29 protein-coding genes are annotated in these 22,929 nt (G+C 45.0%); 20 read left to right on the top strand and 9 right to left on the bottom strand.

Going from position 1 to position 22,929, the window contains the following annotated elements; translation table 11 throughout:
- Positions 1–9 precede the first annotated feature (9 nt).
- The 7 genes from BLR65_RS02530 (at position 10) to BLR65_RS02495 (ending at position 7,443) form a co-directional block, all read left to right on the top strand.
- Positions 10–690 (top strand): cytochrome c biogenesis protein, encoded by a 681-nt coding sequence (locus BLR65_RS02530; protein ID WP_245692330.1) that lies wholly within the window; start codon positions 10–12, stop codon positions 688–690.
- The gene (locus BLR65_RS02525; protein WP_093792167.1) at positions 687–1,061 is read left to right on the top strand and encodes a cytochrome c maturation protein CcmE domain-containing protein; all 375 of its coding nucleotides are present in this window, start codon (positions 687–689) and stop codon (positions 1,059–1,061) included. The genes BLR65_RS02530 and BLR65_RS02525 overlap by 4 nt, the downstream gene beginning before the upstream one ends.
- Positions 1,022–3,229, top strand: a complete 2,208-nt coding sequence (gene ccsA / locus BLR65_RS02520) for a cytochrome c biogenesis protein CcsA (protein ID WP_143122475.1) — start codon at positions 1,022–1,024, stop codon at positions 3,227–3,229. Before BLR65_RS02525 ends, ccsA begins: the two co-directional genes overlap by 40 nt.
- An 85-nt stretch (positions 3,230–3,314) precedes the next feature.
- A complete protein-coding gene (gene nirJ2 / locus BLR65_RS02515) occupies positions 3,315–4,298 on the top strand; it encodes a putative heme d1 biosynthesis radical SAM protein NirJ2 (RefSeq protein WP_093792163.1) in 984 nt (327 codons plus the stop codon).
- Positions 4,299–4,423: 125 nt separating this feature from the next.
- Entirely contained in the window at positions 4,424–4,897 is a 474-nt protein-coding gene (locus tag BLR65_RS02510; protein ID WP_093792161.1) for a cytochrome c3 family protein, read from the top strand.
- Positions 4,890–6,179, top strand: a complete 1,290-nt coding sequence (locus BLR65_RS02505) for an ammonia-forming cytochrome c nitrite reductase subunit c552 (RefSeq protein WP_093792159.1) — start codon at positions 4,890–4,892, stop codon at positions 6,177–6,179. The genes BLR65_RS02510 and BLR65_RS02505 overlap by 8 nt, the downstream gene beginning before the upstream one ends.
- Before the next feature lie 496 nt (positions 6,180–6,675).
- Entirely contained in the window at positions 6,676–7,443 is a 768-nt protein-coding gene (locus BLR65_RS02495) for a GNAT family N-acetyltransferase (RefSeq protein ID WP_093792155.1), read from the top strand.
- A 79-nt stretch (positions 7,444–7,522) separates the two neighbouring features.
- Here BLR65_RS02495 and BLR65_RS02490 read toward each other — a convergent pair whose 3' ends face one another.
- Positions 7,523–8,470, bottom strand: a complete 948-nt coding sequence (locus BLR65_RS02490) for a DMT family transporter (RefSeq protein ID WP_093792153.1) — start codon at positions 8,468–8,470, stop codon at positions 7,523–7,525.
- A 120-nt stretch (positions 8,471–8,590) separates the two neighbouring features.
- On the opposite strand from BLR65_RS02490, the gene pdxR reads away from it, so the two are divergent.
- Positions 8,591–9,976: a MocR-like pyridoxine biosynthesis transcription factor PdxR gene (gene pdxR, locus BLR65_RS02485; RefSeq protein WP_093792151.1), complete on the top strand. Its 1,386-nt coding sequence runs from the start codon at positions 8,591–8,593 to the stop codon at positions 9,974–9,976.
- Positions 9,977–10,031: 55 nt separating this feature from the next.
- Here pdxR and BLR65_RS02480 read toward each other — a convergent pair whose 3' ends face one another.
- A complete protein-coding gene (locus tag BLR65_RS02480) occupies positions 10,032–10,508 on the bottom strand; it encodes a GlcG/HbpS family heme-binding protein (protein WP_093792149.1) in 477 nt (158 codons plus the stop codon).
- Between the two features lie 543 nt (positions 10,509–11,051).
- On the opposite strand from BLR65_RS02480, the gene BLR65_RS02470 reads away from it, so the two are divergent.
- The 4 genes from BLR65_RS02470 (at position 11,052) to BLR65_RS30350 (ending at position 13,392) form a co-directional block, all read left to right on the top strand.
- A complete protein-coding gene (locus BLR65_RS02470; RefSeq protein WP_093792145.1) occupies positions 11,052–11,243 on the top strand; it encodes a hypothetical protein in 192 nt (63 codons plus the stop codon).
- Between the two features lie 118 nt (positions 11,244–11,361).
- Complete coding sequence (locus BLR65_RS02465) at positions 11,362–11,805, top strand: hypothetical protein (protein WP_143122474.1); 444 nt, start codon at positions 11,362–11,364, stop codon at positions 11,803–11,805.
- A gap of 292 nt (positions 11,806–12,097) precedes the next feature.
- Positions 12,098–13,039: a methyl-accepting chemotaxis protein gene (locus tag BLR65_RS28895; protein WP_281241482.1), complete on the top strand. Its 942-nt coding sequence runs from the start codon at positions 12,098–12,100 to the stop codon at positions 13,037–13,039.
- Positions 13,036–13,392, top strand: a complete 357-nt coding sequence (locus BLR65_RS30350) for a methyl-accepting chemotaxis protein (RefSeq protein WP_211285110.1) — start codon at positions 13,036–13,038, stop codon at positions 13,390–13,392. The genes BLR65_RS28895 and BLR65_RS30350 overlap by 4 nt, the downstream gene beginning before the upstream one ends.
- Here BLR65_RS30350 and BLR65_RS02450 read toward each other — a convergent pair.
- A complete protein-coding gene (locus BLR65_RS02450) occupies positions 13,377–14,018 on the bottom strand; it encodes a DUF3786 domain-containing protein (protein ID WP_093792141.1) in 642 nt (213 codons plus the stop codon). The two genes, BLR65_RS30350 and BLR65_RS02450, sit on opposite strands and share 16 nt — an antisense overlap.
- Positions 14,019–14,408: 390 nt before the next feature.
- Here BLR65_RS02450 and BLR65_RS02445 point away from each other — a divergent pair, with 390 nt between their 5' ends.
- Complete coding sequence (locus BLR65_RS02445) at positions 14,409–14,687, top strand: hypothetical protein (protein WP_093792139.1); 279 nt, start codon at positions 14,409–14,411, stop codon at positions 14,685–14,687.
- Here BLR65_RS02445 and BLR65_RS02440 read toward each other — a convergent pair.
- The 3 genes from BLR65_RS02440 to BLR65_RS02430 form a co-directional block, all read right to left on the bottom strand.
- A complete protein-coding gene (locus tag BLR65_RS02440; protein ID WP_093792137.1) occupies positions 14,677–14,916 on the bottom strand; it encodes a hypothetical protein in 240 nt (79 codons plus the stop codon). The genes BLR65_RS02445 and BLR65_RS02440 overlap by 11 nt on opposite strands.
- A gap of 175 nt (positions 14,917–15,091) precedes the next feature.
- Positions 15,092–15,610 carry an outer membrane protein gene (locus BLR65_RS02435; RefSeq protein WP_093792135.1) on the bottom strand — a complete coding sequence of 173 codons (519 nt, stop codon included), beginning with the start codon at positions 15,608–15,610 and terminating at the stop codon, positions 15,092–15,094.
- Positions 15,611–16,272: 662 nt separating this feature from the next.
- A complete protein-coding gene (locus BLR65_RS02430) occupies positions 16,273–16,557 on the bottom strand; it encodes an SH3 domain-containing protein (RefSeq protein WP_093792133.1) in 285 nt (94 codons plus the stop codon).
- Positions 16,558–16,734: 177 nt separating this feature from the next.
- On the opposite strand from BLR65_RS02430, the gene BLR65_RS02425 reads away from it, so the two are divergent.
- The 4 genes from BLR65_RS02425 (at position 16,735) to BLR65_RS02410 (ending at position 18,652) form a co-directional block, all read left to right on the top strand.
- Positions 16,735–17,208: a hypothetical protein gene (locus BLR65_RS02425; RefSeq protein WP_093792131.1), complete on the top strand. Its 474-nt coding sequence runs from the start codon at positions 16,735–16,737 to the stop codon at positions 17,206–17,208.
- A gap of 262 nt (positions 17,209–17,470) precedes the next feature.
- On the top strand, positions 17,471–17,761 hold the full coding sequence (locus BLR65_RS02420; RefSeq protein ID WP_093792129.1) for a hypothetical protein: 291 nt from the start codon (positions 17,471–17,473) through the stop codon (positions 17,759–17,761).
- Positions 17,762–17,817: 56 nt separating this feature from the next.
- Positions 17,818–18,396 carry an ECF transporter S component gene (locus BLR65_RS02415; RefSeq protein WP_245692327.1) on the top strand — a complete coding sequence of 193 codons (579 nt, stop codon included), beginning with the start codon at positions 17,818–17,820 and terminating at the stop codon, positions 18,394–18,396.
- A 16-nt stretch (positions 18,397–18,412) separates the two neighbouring features.
- The gene (locus tag BLR65_RS02410; RefSeq protein WP_093792125.1) at positions 18,413–18,652 is read left to right on the top strand and encodes a DUF1653 domain-containing protein; all 240 of its coding nucleotides are present in this window, start codon (positions 18,413–18,415) and stop codon (positions 18,650–18,652) included.
- A 79-nt stretch (positions 18,653–18,731) separates the two neighbouring features.
- Here the strand turns inward: BLR65_RS02410 and BLR65_RS02405 are convergent, their stop codons facing one another.
- Both BLR65_RS02405 and BLR65_RS02400 read right to left on the bottom strand, forming a co-directional pair.
- Positions 18,732–19,346: a guanylate kinase gene (locus tag BLR65_RS02405; protein WP_093792123.1), complete on the bottom strand. Its 615-nt coding sequence runs from the start codon at positions 19,344–19,346 to the stop codon at positions 18,732–18,734.
- A 69-nt stretch (positions 19,347–19,415) separates the two neighbouring features.
- On the bottom strand, positions 19,416–19,604 hold the full coding sequence (locus tag BLR65_RS02400; RefSeq protein ID WP_093792121.1) for a YjfB family protein: 189 nt from the start codon (positions 19,602–19,604) through the stop codon (positions 19,416–19,418).
- A 540-nt stretch (positions 19,605–20,144) separates the two neighbouring features.
- Here BLR65_RS02400 and BLR65_RS02395 point away from each other — a divergent pair.
- On the top strand, positions 20,145–20,906 hold the full coding sequence (locus tag BLR65_RS02395; protein WP_093792119.1) for a tRNA threonylcarbamoyladenosine dehydratase: 762 nt from the start codon (positions 20,145–20,147) through the stop codon (positions 20,904–20,906).
- Positions 20,907–20,989: 83 nt separating this feature from the next.
- On the opposite strand, the gene BLR65_RS02390 is transcribed toward BLR65_RS02395, so the two are convergent.
- Complete coding sequence (locus BLR65_RS02390; protein WP_093792117.1) at positions 20,990–21,181, bottom strand: hypothetical protein; 192 nt, start codon at positions 21,179–21,181, stop codon at positions 20,990–20,992.
- Positions 21,182–21,736: 555 nt separating this feature from the next.
- On the opposite strand from BLR65_RS02390, the gene nifH reads away from it, so the two are divergent.
- On the top strand, positions 21,737–22,564 hold the full coding sequence (gene nifH / locus BLR65_RS02385) for a nitrogenase iron protein (RefSeq protein WP_093792115.1): 828 nt from the start codon (positions 21,737–21,739) through the stop codon (positions 22,562–22,564).
- Positions 22,565–22,596: 32 nt separating this feature from the next.
- Complete coding sequence (locus BLR65_RS02380) at positions 22,597–22,923, top strand: P-II family nitrogen regulator (protein ID WP_093792113.1); 327 nt, start codon at positions 22,597–22,599, stop codon at positions 22,921–22,923.
- Positions 22,924–22,929 lie beyond the last annotated feature (6 nt).

Raw genomic sequence — 22,929 nt, 5'->3', positions numbered from 1 at the left:
GGCTTTCCGGTGAAACGCAGTTATCTAAGTATCTGGGGTATTGGCATTTGGACGGTTGGCGTCATTTACGCCGTACTTACGATTATACCACCGGCCGAGGGACTGGGGAATTTGGTCCGCATTGCCTTTTTCCATATCCCGGTGGCGTGGGTTTCGGTGTTGGCCTTTTTATTGTCCGCTGTTTGGGCGTTTCAGTATCTGCGTACCCGCCAGCCGGAGCACGACTGGAAAAGTTCGGCGGCCGCATCCCTGGGCTTTGTTTTTTGTATTCTGGCAACAGTGAGTGGCGCCATCTTCGCAAAACTGACGTGGGGTGCGTACTGGAACTGGGATCCGCGGCAAACTACGATTTTTATATTGCTTTTGATTTACGGAGCGTATTTGGCGTTGCGTTCCGCCATTGAAGATAAGGAACAGAAGGCCCGCATTGCCGCGGTATATTCGCTTTGTTCCTTTATCACCGTACCTTTTTTGGTGTTTATTATTCCGCGTTATTATTTTTCGCTGCACCCTGCACCGGTCATCAATAGTGCCGCTAAGGTCGATATGGACTGGGGTATGCTAATCATATTGATTGCTGCCTTGATTGCCTGTACGGCTATTTTCTGGTGGCTATTAAGCTGCCGGGTTCATTCCCAATGTCAGTACGAAGCCGCGCTGCTTGACGGGGAGGAGGGCTTGAAACAATGAAGAGGCGGCATATCGTTGGACTGGTGGTCATCGTGGCGTTTATCGCCTATAGCTTTATTGCCTTTCAATCTTCATTAACGCCGTATGTCAGTTTCGCCCAGGCTAAATCCTCAACCGGAGCGGTTCAGGTGCGCGGAGTGCTTGCCAATGAAAAAATAACGGTGACGGAGAACGGCAAGACGATTATGTTTTTACTAAGAGACGAAGCCGGTGAAGAAGTGCCGGTCATCTATCAGGGAACGAAACCGGAAGGGCTGAGTCAGGCCACTAGCATTGTGGCTGTGGGTAAATTCCAAAACGGTCAGTTTACGGCCGAAAAATTGTTGATTAAGTGTCCATCGAAATATCAGGGGAGCGTGAAACCTTCATGATTGGCTATGCCGCAATATTTATGGCTTTGGTGACAACAGGCATTGCGACGTTTTGTTATTTGAACGCCCATATGGCCTCCTCGACCCGCCGCTCAGCACCGCGGTTATCAGGTAGCCGGGACAAGGGGCTGTTTTACTATCGGTTGTCCGCTTTGTTTATCGTGATTACAGCCTTGTATCTGTTTTATATTATTGTAAACGATCAATTTCAGTTTGCTTACGTATTCGGCTACTCTTCGCGAGACCTTAGCCTGATTTATAAGCTGTCGGCCTTTTGGGCCGGACAGGAAGGGTCTTTTTTGTTATGGGCGCTGTTCCATGTCGGTTTCGGTTTGGTGTTAGCCAGAAAAAAACAGCCTTGCGCCATGGCGGTATATGCCGGCATACAAATCATGCTGCTGTCCATTTTGCTGGTTAAAAGCCCGTTTATGATGCTGGCAGAGCCCCGGGCGGACGGATTTGGCCTTAATCCGCTATTGCAGGACCCCTGGATGGTGGTTCATCCGCCGGTGCTGTTTCTTGGCTATGCGGGACTGGCTGTGCCTTTTGCCTGCGCTATTGACGGTATTATGACAGGACGCCATAAAAACTGGGTTAGCCAGGCGCTGCCCTGGGCGCTGTTTGCCTGGGCGGCTTTAGGGGCCGGTATATTTTTGGGCGGTTTCTGGGCCTATAAAGTGCTGGGTTGGGGCGGTTACTGGGGCTGGGATCCGGTTGAAAATTCTTCCCTGGTTCCCTGGCTGGCTACCGGCGCGATGGTTCACCTGTTATTATTGGCGCGTGTCAGGTTAGCCGCTGTCAAACCGGCCGGTTTTGCCGCGCTGTTTACGTTTGTGCTGGTGATGTATGGCACCTTCCTTACACGCAGCGGCATGTTAAGCGATTTTTCAGTTCATTCCTATAGTGATGAAGGGGTAGGCGGAATATTGGCCAGTTTTGTGCTGCTTACGGCGGTAAGCGCTCTGAGTATCCTGATTATTCGCTGGCCCAGCCTGCCTGAGGGAGAGTTGTATCCGGCTGTTAAAAGCCGGGAATTCTTTCTGGCAGCCACGGCTATTATCTTTACGGCATTAGGAATTATCGTACTTGTCGGCATGTCGACCCCGCTTGTGGGCATGCTGCTGGGCAATCCGCAAAATGTCAGCACCGCTTTTTACAATACAACGACGCTGCCGCTCACCGCCGCTTTGGTCTTGCTGCTGGCGGTTGGCTCGTTAGTCGGCTGGGGCGAAGACAGCAGCCGGTTATTTGCCCGTTACCGGTGGATCGCGGGAATTGCCGTTATCGCCGTGGGGCTTGCGGCTGCGGGCGGAATCCGTCAGCTAATTGCCCTGGTGACGGTCGGCCTGGCTGCGGCAATTGTTGTCGTCAGTATAGTAGCAGTAAGAAATAAGAAAATGAGCCATGGTGCCGGACTGACTCATATTGGCCTGGCGATTACGCTGATCGGCATTCTCTTTTCGTCACTGGCGAGCCAATCTGTTTATGTAAGTTTCCAACAGGGAGAAAGCCAGGAGGTTTTTGGAACCAACTTTACCTATACGGGAACACGGTTAGATCCTGAAGGGCAAGGATTTTACCAGAGCTTTTCCTTGGCCGGGGAAGCCAATACGGTTTTAGAGCCGTATACCAAGCTGAACAAGGAAGGCCGCCCGGCCGCCCGGGAACCCGGAATCTACCGTATGGCGGCTGCCGATATTTACTTAGCGCCAGCTATGCAGCAGGAGGAAATTTCTTCTAAGGAAATGACCTTGCATAAAGAAGAACAAAAGCAGGAGGCCGGTTTGACGGTCAAGTTCATCCGCTACGGCATGAGCGGCAACGGTACCGGTGGCGACGTTCGCGTCTATGCGCTGCTGGCGGTTACTAAGGACGGCAATACGGAAGAAGCCAGGCCTGAATTACTATCACGCAACGGGCAAATGATACCGGCACCTTTTAAAGTATTCGGGCAATACGAACTCCGCCTTACCGCGGTAAGCATGAAAGACGGAACGGCAACGGTTGGTATAAAGGATTTAACCGCGCCGCCGGAGCAGCCGCGGATCGATGTGGAAATCAGCCGCAAGCCGCTCATTAACCTTGTTTGGCTGGGAACTGTTTTTATTACGGTCGGCACGATATGGGCGGGTGTTAATCATATAGAAAAAAGGGGGAAATTCACATGATTGGCTGCACGAAACTACTTTGTGGTACCGCTACCGTTTCTGGCATTGCTGCCTGTTATTTAGCAGACTGGAGGGGAGCAAGGCAATGATTATCTCCTGGAATACGACGCAGGCCTGCAACATTAATTGTATTCACTGCTACCGTGATGCCGGCATGAAACGCAATGACGAACTGGATACCGCTGAAGGCAAAAAACTTCTCTGGGAAATAGCGAAGGCCGGGTTTAAAATTATGATTTTCAGTGGCGGTGAGCCATTGCTCAGGCCTGACATTTATCAATTAATCAGTTTCGCCCGCAGCTTAGGAATGCGGCCGGTACTGGGGACTAACGGTATTCTGATCACTCCTAAGGTGGCCGGTAAGTTAAAGGAAGCCGGTCTGGCCTGCGCCGGCATCAGCCTGGACAGTAAGGATAAGGCTCAGCATGACAGGTTTCGCGGTGCCGACGGCGCCTGGGATAAAACCTTACAAGGCATGGCGGCCTGCCGTGCCGCCGGGCTGCCTTTTCAGATTCATACGACCGTTACCAGCCGTAACCGGGACGAAATTACTGTTCTTACCGATTTTGCCGTTGAGCTGGGGGCGATGGCCCATCATATATTTTTTCTGGTGCCTGCCGGACGCGGTAAGGATATCGAAGCGACTACCCTTAAGACGGCTGACTATGAGGCGTTATTGGAACGCATCCTTGCTAAACAGGCTGAGGTCCCTATCGAGATTAAGCCGACTTGTGCACCGCAATTCATGCGGATTGCCAAGCAAAAAAAGATTCCAATGCGGTTTTCCAAAGGCTGCCTGGCCGGAACAGCCTATTGTGTGATATTGCCCAACGGCGATGTACAGCCTTGCCCGTATTTGCCGCTAAAAGCGGGGAATGTGCGGCACAAAGCCTTTCATTTGCTATGGCAAGAAAGTCCGCTTTTTCATAAATTCCGGTATGAACCGCTGACAGGCGGCTGCAGCCGCTGCGGCTACGATGACGTTTGCGGCGGCTGCCGGGCCAGAGCGTATTATTACTCGGACGGCAATTATTTAGCAGAGGAGCCGTGGTGCAGCTGTGGGCGATGACGCTTAGAAATTAAGAAAAAGTTAGTATGCGCTATTTTGAATAAGCGCTGCGACACTGTCATGGGGTCAATGTCCTTCTGCCGGGACTTATCATTATGACCAAAAAGAGGAGAGGAGGGATATTGTTGGATACCAGTCAGTACTTGAACCGTAACGCGCTAAAGCTGATGGCTATTGGTTGCGCTGTCACAGTGGCGGGGATTTTGTTTGGAGTTTTTGGTTATGCTTATGCCGAAACCCCCCAGTTTTGTGGAAGCTGCCATTCCATGGAACAGGCGTATACGTCCTGGCAGGCGTCAAACCACAAACAGATTGAATGCGCTGAATGTCATCTGCCGAATGACAATATCGTGGTAAAATTGGCCGCTAAGACCCAGACCGGCATGAATGATGTTTATCATGAAGTACTGAGAGATTATCCGGCAACAATCCAGGTATCAACAAAGGGAAAAAGCTATATAGCAGATAACTGCCTGCGCTGTCACCAGTCTACGGTTGAAAAAACCGGCATGGGGGCCGGTGGGCAGGATTGCACCCAGTGCCATCGCGGTTTGGTCCATGGCATGAACAAAAGCAAAGGAGGGATAAAGGTTGAATAAATCACAGAAATTGTTGATTGCTTTGCTAGGTGTGCTGCTAATTTTCTTTGGCTTTGTTATCACCAGGATTGGCATTGCCAAGCCCGCATCTACCGTCAAAATAGCAAAAATTCCGGCAGGGGAATATGATCCGGCGGTATGGGGGAAATATTATCCATTGCAGTATGAAAGTTATATGAAAAACTCCATTATGGAGCCATCGCCGACAGGCTATGGCGGTAGTATGAAAGTCCAGAAATCCGATATGATGCCAGAAATTAAAACTAATTTTAAAGGTAATCCTTTTAGTGTGGACTATACCGAGGATCGAGGACATGTCTACGCTATGGAGGATATTAAAGAAACCAAACGGATTGGACCCAAATCGCCGGGAGCCTGCATAACCTGTAAGACTCCTTACCTGGAAAAATTTTATCAGGAATCAGGCTGGGGCTATGCCAAGATGCCTTTTGCGCAACTGGCGGATCAGGTGCCGTCCCACGGCTCGATTAGCTGCGCCAATTGCCATGATCCTGAAACCATGAATTTACGGGTTATCAACCCGGCATTCATCGAGGCAATGGAGCGCAAAGGCATTAATGTAACCAAGGCGAGCCGCCAGGACATGAGAAGCTATGTCTGCGGCCAATGCCATGCCGAATACTTTTTTGAGCCTAACACAATTCGCGTAGTATTCCCCTGGGATAAAGGCATGAAGGCTGGTGATATGTACGCCTATTATGCCGATAAACCTGGTGGGTTTGTTCAGGACTGGCAGCATCCCGATTCCAAAGCGGCGATGCTGAAAGCACAGCATCCCGATTTCGAAACCTGGTCAACCGGCACACACGGCAAAGCCGGCGTAGCCTGTGCCGACTGCCATATGCCTTATATGCGCCAGGACGGCCAGAAATACAGTTCGCACGTAATGACCAGCCCACTCAAAAACCTGGATGCGGCGTGCGGCACTTGCCATACGCAAGGCAGCGACTGGCTGATGGATCAAGTCAAGACCACGCAGGACTATACCTTTGAGGTCTTGCATACTGCCGGTCAAAATGTGACCCGCGCCCATGAGGCTATCAAAAAAGCTTCCGAGGTACCTAATGCCAATCAGGAAGAACTGGCGAATGCCAGGGAACTGGTGCGCAAAGCACAATGGTACTGGGATTTTGTCGCCGCTGAAAACAGCATGGGCTTCCATAATCCTGACCAAAGTCTCAATACGGCCGCTCAAGCTAATGAGATGGCGCGTCAGGCAATTGACGCCGCCAACCGGGCTGCCGCAATCAATAGTCTATAGTTTTATCTGGAAGCTAAGTCTACTTTACTGTATTAGCCAAAACGCCGGTCTCGTTATCGAGGCCGGCGTTTTGAGCAATTTATAGGAAATCCAATAAAGAGTTTCATCTGCCAAGGTACTATATATTCCGCATTTAAGAAGTTTGCAGGCACAGGCGGGTGATGTATTGACAACGCTCCACCACTGACGTTTGACTTCCGCTTTTGCCAACACACCACCCGCCTGCAAAATTCTTTAGCACGTTGTATATAGTAACTTACTAACACCCTGCCGGTAAATCTTTATTGGTTGCAAATTGCCCCAAAATGTAATTTCCGTTATGATAGCACATAGATTAAATGCTATAGAAAAATGCGATATAATATTTGTGTTGAAAGACGGGAAAGTAGTTGAGCAGGGGACTCATAAGGAATTGTTAACTAAAAATAACGTATATGCGGCTCTTTATAATAGGAGCTTAAATTATTAACGATAGATTTGAATAGGAGATGATCATTTGACCAAAGAGTTTTTTTGCTATTACAATAAATATTTAGGAGTTAATACCTCAAATGGATATCATAAAATTTATGCGTGCGATCAAAGAAACAAACCTTTAGCTAGATATTTTTTTCAACATCTTATTATTGTTAACAGAAAAAAATTGATTTTTTCAATAGCGCCTCATTTGTATAAAGAATTTAAAGCGTATATTGATACAGAAAAATACCAAAGGATAAATGAAGGACTTATAAAGAAAATAGATGATTTTTTCAAAGATAAATTTGCTAATTATAGCATTAGAAAAATGGCCAGATTAGCAGTAGATAATGACTTGAAATTTTTGCAATCTAATCAAGTTAGACAATTAACAAAGGATGATAAAAATATCTTTTTGAATTCAGGGAATAAAGCTAACAGTAAAACCTATAAAGAGAACAAATGGAATATAATAGAAGAACTTGTACATAAAGGACGAGTTTTTGTATATATTTATGAAAATAGAATATTGTCCTGGGCAGAGATATCAAATATTGATTTTAGTGGCGGTAATATTGTTGTTAATACTGTACCGGAATATAGAAATCTAGGATATGGTAAATTGGTAGTTTCGGAAGCTGCAAGATGGTGTTTCCAAAATAATGTATTGCCTATTTATTGGGTTGATCTATTGAATAATAATTCATTAAGATTGGCTAACCGTATAGGTTTTAAAAAAATGGCGGAAGAATTGGTGGTTTCAACAACAAGCTTTCCGGTTGAAACATCTTCTAATTTGCCTTGAACATGACCAGCTTTTCCAAAAAACTTAGGAACCATTCAATTTCCTTTGAGACAGCCCCTTGATCTACACCGTTTATTTGCTAATTAGCTTGTAGATGGTTGCACGTTTGTTTGCTATTGGCCGGGTTCAGGCCGGTCAGTATCATGCCGGACACAATCATAAATCCGCCCAGCCATTGCTGCCAGCCGGGCTCTTCCTGCAGTATCAGGATAGACAAAAGTAAGGCAGTGAACGGCATCATGCCGGAAAAGGCTGCTGCCAGTGAAGCATCACAGCGGTTGATGCCGGCATACCAAAGAATAAAAGCCAACGCAGTGACGAACAGACCGTACCAGATTAAGGCCAACCAGCCGGTGATTCCCAGTGTCTGTAATGCGGCAGCAGGCCGTTCATATAATGCGGGACCAAGACAGAGCAATAAAGCAATCAAGACGACAAGCGTAGTTTGGTCGATAGGATTTAGTTCCGCCGCTTGCCGTAAGGAGGCTTTGATAGTGCCCATGCGGGATATTACATTGAAGAATGACTCGCATACGGCTGCGCACAGTACCAGGACATTGCCAATAAAATGTTCTCCAGAGAAGCGGAGGGTGGAAGAAAATAATCCTTGGATGAGCAATATGCCTGTAACCGTGCTGACCAGGCCGCAAAAACGCAGTTTGTCGATCGGTTCTTTTAACAGTAATCGGGCAAGCACTACCGTAACTGCCGGGGTTGTACCGGTTAGTATCCCTGCTTCGCCGGCACTGGTTCGCAGCAGGCCTTGCAATAAAAACATCCTGAATAAAAAGATGCCAAATAAGGCTTGCATCATTAGGCGCAGCCAGTCGCCCTTGGACATTCTCCGAAAGGTTATGGCAAGTGTCCGGCCACAGACAGGCAGTAATCCCAGCAAGGCAAAAAACAAACTGGCTGCTGCTATTGTAAAGGTTCCCAATGTTGTTGTGACTAACCGGCCGGCCACTACGGACGTACCGGCCAAGGCAAAGGCTCCCATTAAGAATATATGGCCTCCATACTGGTTCATGGTCCTCAGCTCCAAAATAAATTTTCAGTATTTGTAACTATGATATAATGGTAACAAATACGGTGGCCCGGTAGTAGAACCAGTTTCTTGTTATTTTTATTGGGCCAATTGGAGGCTTTTATGCTGGGAATAGAACTACAGCGCCAGGGAGAGGTTTCTTTGTCCCGCCAGATTTATCAATGCTTACGTAAACAAATGACTGAAGGGCATCTCCGGTCAGGTGAAGTATTGCCATCAACCCGTGAACTGGCAAAACAGCTAGCCGTTTCCCGCAATACTGTTTATGAAGCCTATGAAATGTTAGCGGCCGAGGGCTATACTGTGAGCCGGCAGGGTTCGGCAACCCGGGTAGCTGACGGGCTGTATCTCGGTAATCTGCCGGCAGCCGGACACTCCGTGGAAAAAATGCGTTCTGTCAATGAATATACAGCTAACTTCCGGACAGGCCAACCGGATTTACGGCGGTTTCCCAGACATTTGTGGCTGCGATTGCTGCGTAAATCGGCGGAAGATGCCCTGTACGAGCAATGGGGTTATACGGGACCTGACGGCTTAAAGGCACTGCGTGAGGAAATTGCGGCATGGCTGTTTAGAAGCCGGGGGATCACCGTCTGTCCGCAGGATATCTTCATTACCGCCGGAGCTACGCAGGCGCTGCATCTACTGGCAGAGTTACTGTACGGCCGCGGGCGGGAGATACTGGTTGAAGATCCCTGCCATAGCGGTATGCTGCGGGTTTTTCAGGGAAAAGGATTCAGAATTCGGCCGGTTATGGTTGACAGGCAGGGGCTTCAGACCAAGGGTCTTACTGAAGGGAATGGCTTATGCGCAGCCTATGTAACCCCTTCCCACCAGTTTCCCCTTGGGGGGATTCTTCCCGCCAGCCGCCGGGTGGAATTACTACGGTATGCGCTAAACAATGATATGTACATAATTGAAGATGACTATGACAGCGAATTTCGTTATATTGGTCCAACGATTGCTCCGCTCTATTCCATGGCTCCGGAACGGGTTATCTATGTGGGCACCTTCAGCAAAATTCTATTTCCCGCGCTGCGCATTGGCTATGTAATTCTGCCACGGCAGTTACATCTTCGCTGGCGGTATCTGCGGACATACGCGGATGTTCAAAATCCCCTGTTTGAACAAGCTGCTCTTGCTGAATTCCTGCGTACCCGCAGACTTGACCGGCATGTGCGGCAAATGCGGCAACTCTATGGGCAGCGCCGGCAGGCGCTGCTTCAATCCTTAAAAGAACTTGTAAATAAAAGCTGGTACGTGTGGGGAGACGCGGCAGGCCTGCATCTTGTATTAGAGTTTCCTGGCATGAACTTTGATCAGAACTTTGTAAGGCACTGTAAAAAACAGGGGATTTATATTACCCCGGTTGATGTTCACAGTATTCAAAAAGGAGCCCATTTGAACAAGTTATTGCTTGGGTATGGGCATTTGGCGGAAGCTGAAATAAAAAAAGGAATCTTGCTGTTGAATGAGCAGTTAAAATAAATGGCCTGAGCACAAAAAGCTCAGGCCGGTATTTCCTACATGTTTTTTCAGTTTTTTACCAAGCGGCCAGCCCTGCCGTTACAACAGAAACATCCTGTTCCACTGAACCGCCGCTGACACCAATTCCGCCGACTATCTGACCATTTTCCATAATCGGCAGACCGCCGCCAAAAATTACAATTCGTCCTTTATCAGTCGTATTAATTCCAAACAACATCTGGCCAGGTTGAGTTAAAGTAGCAAGCTTTTCAGTAGACATTTTGAGAGCCACTGCAGTATAGGCTTTGCCGTGAGAAATATCAATACTGGCTAACAGTGCTCCGTCCATGCGATGCTGAGCAACCATATTTCCGCCTTCGTCAACAACGGTAATGACCATCGGACAACCGATTTTCAGTGCCTTTTGCTCAGCGGCGGAAATCATCTTTTTGGCTTTTTCCAAGTTTACGACGGGAGCAGCTTGTGCGGCTGAGGCAAATCCCATAACCATAACCATACAGAATACGAGCATACAGATGACTTTTCTTTTCATTTTTACTGAAACACTCCCCTTCTTAGTTATTGTTCGCAGCTGATGTAATAGTTGACCTCCTTTGCCAGTACTATCCCGGATAGCCGGGATGCAAAAAAATCAAGGGTTCCCTTGGTCTTTTAAATAAAAAGACTGATTTTTCAGGAAATTACAAAGACGGCGCAGCATAAAATGGACTTTATGCCCGTTGAAAAAATTATACGTTAATTTTTGTCGAATATAGTAACATAAAAACGAAGGGAGTTCGACATAATTTTGCAAATAATGTATGGTAGTACCATTCGCGCTTAACAGAAAAAGTCCTTCCGCAAAATTAACAATTTTAAAAAAATTATTAATACTCATTAATAATAAGGCTCAAAAACTGAAAAATTAACATTTTTTCCTTGTTGCACTATTTTATTTACTATCTTGCGAAAAAAGATAGTATCGTTTTAAAAAGCAATATTTACAATATTAAAAATATTTATTCCTAAAGGAATTTGTAATCTTTTGGCGAATAAGCTAAAAATATACAACTCAATTTTGAACGGTGGAACCTTTGTGAACATATTTCGGGAAGAAGATGAGATAAAAACCTCGCAGCGGCGCCTAGACGAGCTGCGTTACCAACATCATTTATTTCCTTTAAAAGTAAAATCAATAGTAACCAGGGCAAATATCAGGCTTATGGATGCGGTTGGCTGCCCTATTGGGAAACTGAATTTTTTCAGGAAATCGGCTATCCCCCTGTAATACAGCGGAGAGAGTCAGAGGCACGGCCACTTATTCGAAATATTATCCGAAAATACTTTTATGGGGAATTTGAACAACAATATCGGCAGACGATTCTTTATTTGGATTATAAATTTATTTGGATGGCCAGTATCGATTGTTTATTATCACCATTTTTGAAAAACCGACTTTCGGTAAGCTTGATACCGAAGGTCAAAGCATAGTGGAGCAACAGGCAGGCTTGCTGGCAAAAAAACTCCGCTATCTTACCGGCAGAGGACCGGAGAGAACAAAAGCGATACTGATGAGGCCGGGTTTTATGGTTTATTTGATACAAGGCTTGCTATCAAGAGGTGACAGGTTATTTGCGGCAAAAAGCCTGTCTAATGCCAAATGCGTTGAGAGAATTGCCGAACATAATCTGCATGAAGCCTTTACCTCAATTTATTTGGCTGACGGTGTGACTACCAACAATATAAATATCATTGACATAGAGAATAATAGCAGTATTTCCTTTGTTTTTTCGTCAGGAGAATTTGCCGTAAACGGCGATACCTTGATGTCTTCAAAAGTTTGTGGTTAAGTTAATCCGGGTCAATTAGCCTGTTTTCAGCAAGCAACACTCAATGTTATTAAAAACTAAAAATTTAATAGGCTCGCACAATGATCCAATGTTCTGAAACTAACAGGTCAGAAAAAGGTCGACAGCCCCAAGGGGCTAGTCGGCCTTTTTTTCATTATCCGGGGGTATAACTGAAAGGAGGGATGGGGGATGCGAAAGGGCTGCACATGCCAAACATAAAAAGCTGCCAGTGTTACCCAGAGGTCATGACAAATAATAAACAGGAGGATATTGAAATGAAGTTCTTAATAACATCAAAATAAGTTTCAAACTCGGAATTTTGGTATTGATTGCGTTATTATCCTTGGGTATCATCAGTTATAGTGACTATCATTATTTGCTGAAAGCCAACGAGGATATGACCGGAATGTATACGGATATGCTTCTGCCAATTGCGGCACTAAATGAGAATAGAAGCTACGTTAAAGCAATTCAGGCTGATTTATTGGAACTGGTTATTACCGCTGACGATAAGCGAAACCGGGAACTTAAGGCCGATATAGACAACCTTGCGGAAAAATTTAATGCCAACTTGTCTGAGTATGAAAAAACAAAACTGGATTCATTTGAGGTTGAAAATTTAAACAAGCTTAAGACGTTGCTGCAAGCTTATAGACAAGACAGGGGTGGGTTGATTCAACTGGCAATGCAGAACCGAAAAACAGAGGCATATGAGGTATATAGGCAGCAAGTCGTTCCCCAACTGGACGCCTTTAATCAGCAGCTATTGGCACTGGCGGAGTATAATACCAAAAGGGCGGATCAGATAAACAATCAGAATGACGTGGATTTTGAGCATGCAAAAAGATGGATGCTCGGAATACAGTTGGTAGCGTGCTTACTGTTAATGCTGACCGGTTTTTATATCTCCAGGCTGATCATCAACCCGATAAATGTACTGTTAGCTTTTAGCCGGGAGCTGTCTACGGGGGACTTTCGGGATAAACCGCGTAGCTTTGCCAGTAGAGACGAATTCGGTCAATTGGCGGATTCTTTAGCCGATATGCGCAGCAGTGTTCGCGGCATGATGAAACAGGTGAGTGAATCGGCCGAACAAGTGGCGGCTGCTTCGGAGGAACTGACGGCCAGTGCTGATCAGTCGGCCCAGGCCGCCGGTCAAATTGCGGGTTCGATTACCGACGTGGCAAAAGGCTCCGAAGAACAGTTGAATTCTGTTAATGAACCTCTGCGGTGATTGAGCAGAGGTCCGCCAGTATCCAGCAAGTTGCCGCCAATACCAATGAGATATCGGGACAATCCATTCAGGCGGCCAGCAAAGCGCAGGAAGGCAATAAGTCGGTGGATCAGGCAGTGGCGCAAATGACGCAAATCGAACAAACTGTCACCAAATCGGCTGAGGTAGTTGCGAAATTAAGGGAACGCTCCAAGGAGATCGGGCAGATCGTGGATGCTATTGCGGGTATTGCCAGCCAGACAAACCTGTTGGCTTTGAATGCCGCCATTGAGGCGGCGCGCGCGCGAACAGGGACGTGGCTTTGCTGTTGTGGCCGAGGAAGTGCTAAGTTGTTTAATCAGGCCTGGATGTAAGATGCTTTTTGCGGGACAGCCAGGCGGACAAGCCGTTTGGCAAGATATCCTCCCAACCCGATTACACTTTCAATATGCAAAAGGTAGGTGATAGACGGATCAAATAATAAGGTGGCATTGGCGGCAATCTCTTCATCGCCTTCCCAGATAATCACACATAACGGTATTTTGGGAAAAACTTGGAATATAGCGGAGGCATCACCAAAGGTTGCTGCTTGTCCGCCCAGGATGGGGGCGCACTTGTGCAACAGCTGCGGTTGCTGGCCAAACGCAGTAATTAAATCATGGATTGCTGTTTTATGGAATGCGGGATAAAATAGGCTGCCGCCATGAGGGATTTCTTTAAGGCTTACCCATTTGTTTGTCACTTCTGCCTTGCTCTGAAAGAAAGACAGGTAATGAAGCAGCAAAATTGCCGCTTCAATCTCAGGCGTTTTTCCATCCGCTTGGCATGCAATCGTTTCTTGCTTTAGATCTAACAGGTAGTTTTGGTTAAGGAAGGGGACGATGAATTGCTGGGTATCAGGTAAATAAGTAACTGCCATCTGGGCAGCGATTTGCACAGGATCTTTTTGTTTGACGTCTTGCCAGCCTTTGTTATAAGCGATTCGATAGTTTGTGTCCATTTGAATCACTCCTCGTATAATAAATTTGCGAGTTATTAAAAAATCTTTAACATGCTGTATATAGATCTGATTATATCATTTGCTAAAGTTTTCTAAAAGAATTCTAAAAATAAATAGTTATACTTAGCTTAACGAGTTAAAAAACTACGGAAGACGTGCGGGCCTCCCCCTCGGACAATAAATTCCGCACGTCTCCGTTAACATATACATATATAGTGCTGTTGAAAACAGCCCGTTGCCGAAATCGGTCACGGGTATTTTTTTTTATTGGGCATAACGGATATAGAAGCCGGGAGCAGAGTCTGATGGCTTAAGTAAACTAAATTCCAATAAATTAGTGTTACACTAAATTTAGTACGTTATATATAGTGATTTGGGAGGAGAAGCTTAATGAATTTAAAGGCAAAGCAAATCGAACTTGCGCAGTCAGTTCCGGCAATTATTGGGCTTTTACCGTCAAAACGACAGGAGCTTGTGTCAACCGTGGGCAGGGAAATGGCGGCTATCGCCGTTAACGCCGGCTTAACGATACGTGAGCAGCAGGCAGCCATCGCTGTAGCGGATTTGTATTTGCAATTTTGCCAGGAGGATGCTAATAACCAGAAGTGGAGTAACCTTAGGGACGATGCATATACGCGGGATGAATTGCGTGACAATGTCAATGGCTAGGGTTATATTTGATTTTTGCGGCAGAGCCTAATTCTTTCTCCAAGGAAGCTATCCGAGTATGTAAATCAGCAAGTTCCCGCTTAAATTTTTCTTTAGATTCTTCCTGTTCGTGATCTTTCTTTTTATCACATCTTTGCTGAAATAGAGCGGCGAACAGAGTGAGAAAGTTGCCGAGCAAGTTGAGCAGTATGATGAAAATAAGCATATCGTCAAGATCTTCATATTTCATATTCATCCCCCGGCTCTTGTTTTGTTGATATACTATATTCGCGAGTTGCGAAAGAGTTACCGGACAGGTGATACTATAAATAAAAAACTACCAGCAAAGTCGGTAAGAGACTTTTTCTGGTAGTTTTATTATGATCGGTTATTGAGTCTTTAAGCCTAGATTATTTTTAACAAGCTTAGAACTTATAGCTTGCGCCGAAGCCTATTCCGTCGTCGGTGGGGCCATCATCATAATTAGTGGATTTATAGCCAAGATGAAGTGCTAATTGGTTATCCAGTTTGTAATTGAGGCCTGTTTGCCACTCTGTAAAGACACTGCTTGTTGTCACCCCAGCATAGCCATCCAGTTTAGGAGCTAAGTTGGCGACGCCGCCGATACCGTAAAACATTTTGCTGCCATCGAAACTATAGTCACGGTTGCCAACAATGAGGCGGATATTCGGATCCAGCTTGTATTGAGCATAAATATCTGTGGAATGGAAGCCATCGTAGGAATTTCTTTCTGCCCCAAGAATAAATTTATTGCTTACAGCACTTTCCAGGTAGAAACTATCGTCGTCCATATCGTGGGACAAGTTATAGTGGTTGTAACCAATCGAAGTTTGACCTTGCTGTAAGTCAGTTATAGGAGCAGCAAAGCTGACACTTGTAGCCAACATAGTTCCTGCAAGCATAGTTAGTATTTTCTTTTTCATAGAGAATCCTCCCTTAAGATCATATTGGGTTATATAAAAAAAAGTATACACCCACATACCGGAAGCAGTCCAGTACGGCCAATGAAAGAAATAAGGATTATGCTTTCGGTTTACCCAAAGAATACCATTAAAATGTGACAAAAGTATGACAGGAGATGGAATTTGCCTATAAATATGGAAATTAAACTATACAAGGCTATTGGTGATTACCAAATTTCGGTATAAAGAGTAGGATTTTGTCGATATAGGCGATAAATACTAAAAAATTAGGACTTTTGTCCGTGGAATTATTTTACATAGTGTGTTATCCTTTTATTAGGAAACTAAAACATGGGAGGCTGTGGAAAATGATTGATTATTTATTTTCGTTGTGCGCCTTGGGTGTTTTAGGTCTATGCTTTAGCGGTATTGTAATGGTAGTGTATAATAATTTATTTAGGACTGACCGATGGTAACACATCGATGGGTAATAAAAAGAAAAAAGCGGTTCTAACTTTGACCGGCCAGTCTGTTCAAAGTTAGAGCCGCTTTTTAGTTGTGTCATGGTTACGGGGCCAATCCTGGCCCTTTAGCTATCAATAGCAAGCATTTTCTCCTATTGGCTCTGCTATCATCGAAGTTTCCTTGTTGTGCCGCAGCATTTAGACAGGACTCTGCCGCTTCTAATAGCGGTGATCTTTTGGACTTAACTGGTAACTTTTTATCCAGCCATGATGCCCTTTGTGTTCTACTCTCCAGAATTCGCCGTCTTCAGATTTATCAAGTACTTTAACAATATCGCCAATTTTTAAAACCTCAACAACGGTAGCGGAAGGGGTTGGCTCAGAAAACATGTTTACTTTGTCAACATTAGTGTATGCCGAAAAAACGGCTTGCACAGGCAAGGCTATACATAGGACCAGGATAAGCAGCAAGATCAATTTGGTTATAACAGGGTATTTTTTCAAGACGATTCCTCCTATAAAAATAAATTTGAGATTAAAAGCCGAATAAGGTATGTATAATACTACCCGCCGGTAAACTCGTGTATATAGATTCACCAAGTTGAACCTTAAGTCCTAGCGGATTGTCACAATTTTGTCATAGGTCGTGGATAAAATTACTACAAAAGGAGGGATGAGACAGTGAAGAAAATAGTACTTTTAGTTCTTGCGGTTTTTGTATTGGCAATGGGTTCCAGCGTTAGCGCCAAGCAGCACCATGATTGGTCAAAGAACCATTTCAACAACGGCAGATGGCAAAGAGTACAATATGTACCGGCGCGGACAATGCCGTTTGCTTGGCACGAACACAGAGATCGAATAGGACGAGCCAATCCTGGTTTGGAACGGATCTATGACCGCCGGCTGAGTGAGCGTTTTCCCGGATTACATGCTTATAAATGGCAGGATCATGGCAGGAAATTTTACTATCAGGGAAGACGCATCCATGATGCTATTTTGTTCTATGATGATTCAGATGAACTCGTCAGCGTTGGCTTTATGCGCAATGGAAGCTTCGTTCTCCTTCGTGACGATGATCGAGGTTATGAGACGAAAGATGAATTTTTTACTTCCTGGTTAAAGGTTCTATTAATCCATGAAATCGTAAATGGCTAATAATATTGCCCTATAGTTAAAAGCTGTAGGGCAGTCTTTTTTTGTCAAATAAGCCGCAATTTAGCGTTTCATCCACAGCCTGATGTCGCCCAGGAGGCTTTTGTCGTTTTCACCCAGCTGGGCGGTATGGTAGGTTATATTTCTAAGGCAATAGAAAAAACTATGTAGGAATTTTAGCAATTCATTGCGAACTATATAATAAATTGTATTGGTGATTGAAGATATTCTGATACTTATGGATTTAAAAGGGAGAGAAACTAGCATGATGGATATGATTGATGATTATCGTTATTTGCTGGCCCTTCATTTGCAGGATATCAGCAAACGTTATGGGGTGCTTTATTATGATGTGCTTAGGGGCAAGCTGCCGGCTGAGGCCCAGGAGGTTTATTCGGAAGGATTAGCTCAGGTATTTGAATATATGAACCTGCGGCACGGCTTGGAAATGGAAGATATTATGGCCGTACATGAGACCGTTATGGAAACAGTGTTGGCCGGTTTTGTTGGTGAGGCTTTGCATATTACGGCTGATCAATCACAATTGCTGCATTAATCGAAAGTTTGCTTTTTCGGTGTTAGCGGTTTTTCTAATGGAGGGGTAGTAAGTTCGTGCATAGTAAGATGGCTTACATGACAAGAGTCGCTATTTTGGCAAGTGCGGCTACAATTTTAATGTTAATGGACTTTCCCGTGCTTTTTATGCCGACTTTTTTGAAATTGGATTTTAGTGACATACCGGCTATTATTGGTGCTTTTGCCATAGGACCGCTGGCCGGGTGTTTGATCGTGCTGGTAAAAAATATTTTACATGTAAGCAGCACCCAAACCGCGGGAATCGGCGAGATCGCCAATTTTTTGGTTGGCACAGGGTTTGTGGTTCCGGCGGCTTTTATTTATCGTTATAAGAAAAATCGCAGCGGGGCCGTTATAGCCCTTGCTGCCGGAACAGTCATTATGACGTTGGTGGCGGCGGCTGTCGATTATTGGGTTCTTCTCCCGTTATATCAATCAGCATTGCACTTTCCCCCTGAGGCTATTATTAACATGGGACGGGCAGTCAATCCGCTGATTGTTGACCTCAAAACATTTATCGTCTTTGCTATCGTGCCGTTTAATCTGCTTAAAGGTATAATGGTAGCGGTAATTACTTTATTAGTTTATAAAAAGCTGTCTCCCATCCTGCATTAACGAAAGGAGGGTACTCATGCCTGAAGAGAGAAAATTACAAGTAAAACCAGGAATATACCGTCATTATAAAGGAAATTTGTATCAGGTTATCGGTGAGGCTTGCCATAGTGAAACCATGGAACCCTTGATTGTCTACCGGGCGCTGTACGGTAAATACGGGTTATGGGTTAGGCCCAAGACCATGTTTTGCGAGACGGTGGAAGTGGCTGGCAAGCAGGTACCCCGTTTTGCCCTGGAAGTTGAGGTAAATGACTGAGCGTGGCAATCGCGAAAATCAAATAAATAAGACTTGGCTTGTGCCAAGTCTTATTTATATCCCGCAAGTCCGGTCTGGCCTATACGCTTTTATCCTGGGACTTAGCTTCAGATGGGGTTAAAACCCCATCTGAAGCTAAGTCTACTTTATCTGGCAGGGTAACTTTGCCGATAATCGCCAGTACCTGCCGGACTGCGACCGCCAACGCTCCCGTATTCTTTACAACATAATTGGCCGTATTCCATTGGTTGAACTCGCCGGTACGGTTGGCATATTCAATACGACGGTTAATTAGTGTATTATCATCCCCCCGGTTTATCATCCGGGCAATGACAGTGTCATAATCAACCATGATAAAGATCGATTCAAGCCGGTTAGCCAATAATTTTTTAAGTTGGGTGAGCCCGTTTGTTTCGGTAGCTACCATGCTTACCGGACACCGTTTGACTTTGTCCAATACTTCCGTTTTGCTTAGGCCGTAGAGATTTCCCGAGTATTCTACGCGCTCGATAAGTTCGTATTTTTGGAACTCATCCTTACTAACAAAGTAATAATGAACACCATGTTTTTCGTCAGGTCTTGGCTTACGGGTCGTATGGCTAACCATTTCAGGAATGGCATAATGTGCAAGTTCCTGTAAAATATTGGTTTTACCCGAAGCCGGTGGGCCAATAAGCGCATATACCTTATTCATAAGAACCTCCTTGTTCTAAACCGATGGTTTGCTAAAAAAGCTTCTGAGTTGTGCTCAGAAGCTTTTTATTTATACGGAAATATCAATATTATTACCCAAATTAGGCGGGGAAACAGCGGGCGACGCTGTATTCATAAGCTGAAGCAGACCATTGCTTTGTTCTGTCGTCGTATCCATAGCTTTTTTTAATACAAGTATATCAGCCTGGGTACTAATATTCATTTGTGAGGACATTGTGGCAAGTGCGGCAATATCCATTCTTGTTCGCCTCCTGCGCTTATCTAGAGGATGAGCATACCATTTACGGAATGTTTCGTCAATCAACAGCCGGATCAACTTCCTGGGTAACTAGTAAAGGACAATGCATTATGGTTTTACCGCGTAAGCGGGATGCTGTTTAACAGTTACTTATTATTTATATCGTAGAAATAGGCGAAAAAATTAAGCAATATTTCTATAAATTTGCAGGCAAGGTGCGAGTAAATGGTAAAAACGCTCATTAGTATAGCGGCTTATCCGTAAAAATCCACAAGAAAATATTTAACACCGGTCTAATTTTCTTTTAACATCATATACTGTTTATTGTGGTATTAAATTAGGAGGTGGCAGAATGCTGGTGCATGTTCAATGTGGGGCTACAATGGAAGTCGATCAGGAGGGCAACCATGTTTGCCCGAAGTGTGGTAAAACCATTAAACCTCGTATTTCCCGCAAGTAAGTGGTAAGGTTATTGACCAGTCTGGGGAATTTTGTTACACTAATAAAATGCCAAACTAATGCTATAAAGGGTGACAATAGATGCTGCATGAATTTTCCCGGACAGAATTATTAATTGGCACAGAGGGCCTAGAAAAACTAGCGCAAAGCAAGGTCGCGGTTTTTGGTATCGGCGGTGTGGGCACATTTGTTGTGGAAGGCCTGGTGCGCTCAGGTGTAGGTAAGTTTGTGCTGGTTGATGATGATTGTATTTGCCTGACTAATATTAACCGGCAACTGCATGCAACCAGAAAGACAATCGGTAAGCCAAAAGTAGCGGTTATGCGTGAACGTATTCTTGAGATAAACCCTAAGGCAGAAGTTACTGTTTTTCAGGAATTCTATCTGCCGGATACGGCGGAAAGGCTGCTGGCCGACGACTATAGTTATATTGTTGATGCCATTGACACGGTTACCGGCAAGCTTGATCTCATTGTCAGGGCAAAAGCCAAAAACATTCCAGTTATTTCTTCGATGGGAGCCGGCAATAAGCTGGACCCAACCCGGTTTGAAGTGGCGGATATTTATCAGACCTCGGTGTGTCCGTTGGCCAAGGTCATGCGTCAGGAACTAAGAAAGAGAGGGATTCCCTCTTTAAAGGTAGTTTATTCGAAAGAACCCCCGCTTACGCCTAAGGAGACAGAGAGTTCCAGCTGTAGTCTGGGCTGCATTTGTCCGCAAGGGACAACACGTAAATGCACGACGCGGCGGCAAATACCCGGCAGCATTTCGTTTGTACCTTCAGTGGCAGGGCTTATTATTGCGGGAGAAGTTGTTAAAGATATCGTGTTTGACAAGTTATAGCAAAACAAAGAAGCTTAATGGGCACGATGACCCATTAAGCTTCTTTACGCTTTAGCGGTTTAACTTAAGGCTGTTATAACCCGTTATTTGCTGGCTCGCTTTTGGTTGTATACTTCCCAAGCACTCATAACCTTTTGCCGGGAATATTCCAGGCGCTTGGCTGTTACCTTACTGTCATTTCTTTCACATTCTGTGGAAAGATCGTACAGAGTGTTATTGAGAGAAGATACAATGGCGGCCAGCAACTCATGCACTTCATCATTGGCAGATGTCATAAGGTAAAGCCTCCATTCTTGAATATTGCAATCTGCCGTGTAAGGTAGATTGCAGTTCATTAAAATTATAGCCGGATGTTAGTGGAAATGCAATGGAAATTACAGAACGGCATGAATTGTAGAAAACTTAATTTTCAAAAATTATTTGGAGCTATTGCAGGTGGGTTTTATCTGTGGTATAGTGTGTATACAAGATAATAGTTATCAGCGATGAGGCTATGGATCAGAGTATTCTGTCCATGGTTTTTTGTGTTTCTGGGCACAGTTTTAACCCAATATAATAGATTTCTTTAAGCAATGAGGCTTACCACAGTAACCTACTGGGGTAGGCTTTGTCTTTTTTTTAGGGTAAGGGGGGTGGTTGTCTTCCAAACAAAATAAAGGCCTCACGTGTATTGGTCGTACCCGTGAAGCCGCAGCAAATCGCAAAATCCCAAGCGGGTGGCAAGGGTTTATTTGATATGCTACGTCCATTATATTCTACATGCTAACATTTTTCAACCGATAAACCCGCCAAGCCGGAATTCTCATTAAAAAATAGGGAGGAAGTTTACAATGAGACAGGTTGCTATTTATGGTAAAGGCGGAATTGGTAAATCGACTACTACGCAAAACACGGTTGCGGCATTAGCCGAAGCCGGCAAAAAAATTATGGTGGTTGGCTGTGACCCAAAAGCTGACTCGACGCGATTGCTTTTAAACGGCCTTTGTCAAAAGACGGTGCTTGACACACTGCGTGACGAAGGCGATGATATTGATCTTGAAGATATTTTAAAAACAGGTTTCAAAAGCACCCGCTGTGTGGAATCCGGTGGACCGGAGCCCGGGGTGGGCTGCGCAGGCCGGGGGATTATTACCTCCATAAATATGCTGGAATCGCTGGGCGCTTATACGGACGAACTTGATTATGTGTTCTACGACGTACTTGGCGACGTTGTTTGCGGCGGCTTTGCCATGCCGATCAGGGAAGGCAAAGCCGAAGAAATCTATATTGTCGCCTCAGGCGAATTGATGGCTTTATATGCCGCCAATAACATTTCCAAAGGCATTCAAAAATACGCTTCTTCCGGCAAGGTTCGATTGGGCGGCATTATTTGCAACAGCCGGAAAGTAGACAATGAATTACCCCTATTGCAAGCATTTGCCGAAGAACTTGGATCGCAACTTATTCATTTTGTACCGCGCGACAACCTGGTACAGCGGGCAGAGATTAATAAAAAGACAGTGATTGATTTTGACCCGGCAGCCAATCAGGCCAATGAATATCGAGCCTTGGCTAAAGCCATTGACGAAAATAAGATGTTTGTTATTCCCAAACCCATGACCCAGGACCGTTTGGAAGAACTCATGATGCAGCACGGTTTCCTTGATGCCATTGCCTAAACGAAACGACGAAAAAAGAAGGAGTGAATGTTGTGATATTGATCAGAGCCATTATTAGACCGGAGAAAAAAGATGAAGTGCTGGCCGAACTGTCACAAGCCGGATTTAACGCCGTTACCGTCGTTGATGTTGTGGGGCGCGGCAAACAAAAGGGGATCAAAATCGGCGGAGTTGTTTATGATGAAATACCCAAAACGCTGCTGTTAATGGCGGTGCGGGCCGAATATAAACAAGAAATTATCAAAGTGATTATGGATGCGGCGAAAACAGGAGAAAAAGGCGCCTATGGCGACGGTAAAATTTTTGTAACGCCGGTTTCTGAGGTATACACAGTATCGAGCGGCATGAAGGAACTATAAAGGAGG

Source organism: Sporomusa acidovorans (assembly GCF_900101845.1).
Taxonomy (GTDB): Bacteria; Bacillota; Negativicutes; order Sporomusales; family Sporomusaceae; genus Sporomusa; species Sporomusa acidovorans.
Note: the sequence above shows the minus strand (reverse complement) of the source record. Positions and strands in the feature narration are given on the sequence as shown.

Coding starts and splice junctions, on each gene's coding strand:
- BLR65_RS02490 (WP_093792153.1), bottom strand. CDS start 8,470: ATGAACCAGTATGGAGGCCATATATTCTTAATGGGAGCCTTTGCCTTG.
- BLR65_RS02420 (WP_093792129.1), top strand. CDS start 17,471: ATGATGGATATGATTGATGATTATCGTTATTTGCTGGCCCTTCATTTG.
- BLR65_RS02480 (WP_093792149.1), bottom strand. CDS start 10,508: ATGAAAAGAAAAGTCATCTGTATGCTCGTATTCTGTATGGTTATGGTT.
- BLR65_RS02405 (WP_093792123.1), bottom strand. CDS start 19,346: ATGAATAAGGTATATGCGCTTATTGGCCCACCGGCTTCGGGTAAAACC.
- BLR65_RS02525 (WP_093792167.1), top strand. CDS start 687: ATGAAGAGGCGGCATATCGTTGGACTGGTGGTCATCGTGGCGTTTATC.
- nirJ2 (WP_093792163.1), top strand. CDS start 3,315: ATGATTATCTCCTGGAATACGACGCAGGCCTGCAACATTAATTGTATT.
- BLR65_RS02395 (WP_093792119.1), top strand. CDS start 20,145: ATGCTGCATGAATTTTCCCGGACAGAATTATTAATTGGCACAGAGGGC.
- nifH (WP_093792115.1), top strand. CDS start 21,737: ATGAGACAGGTTGCTATTTATGGTAAAGGCGGAATTGGTAAATCGACT.
- pdxR (WP_093792151.1), top strand. CDS start 8,591: ATGCTGGGAATAGAACTACAGCGCCAGGGAGAGGTTTCTTTGTCCCGC.
- BLR65_RS02390 (WP_093792117.1), bottom strand. CDS start 21,181: ATGACATCTGCCAATGATGAAGTGCATGAGTTGCTGGCCGCCATTGTA.
- BLR65_RS02440 (WP_093792137.1), bottom strand. CDS start 14,916: ATGAAATATGAAGATCTTGACGATATGCTTATTTTCATCATACTGCTC.
- BLR65_RS02410 (WP_093792125.1), top strand. CDS start 18,413: ATGCCTGAAGAGAGAAAATTACAAGTAAAACCAGGAATATACCGTCAT.
- BLR65_RS02435 (WP_093792135.1), bottom strand. CDS start 15,610: ATGAAAAAGAAAATACTAACTATGCTTGCAGGAACTATGTTGGCTACA.
- BLR65_RS02400 (WP_093792121.1), bottom strand. CDS start 19,604: ATGGATATTGCCGCACTTGCCACAATGTCCTCACAAATGAATATTAGT.
- BLR65_RS02445 (WP_093792139.1), top strand. CDS start 14,409: ATGAATTTAAAGGCAAAGCAAATCGAACTTGCGCAGTCAGTTCCGGCA.
- BLR65_RS02450 (WP_093792141.1), bottom strand. CDS start 14,018: ATGGACACAAACTATCGAATCGCTTATAACAAAGGCTGGCAAGACGTC.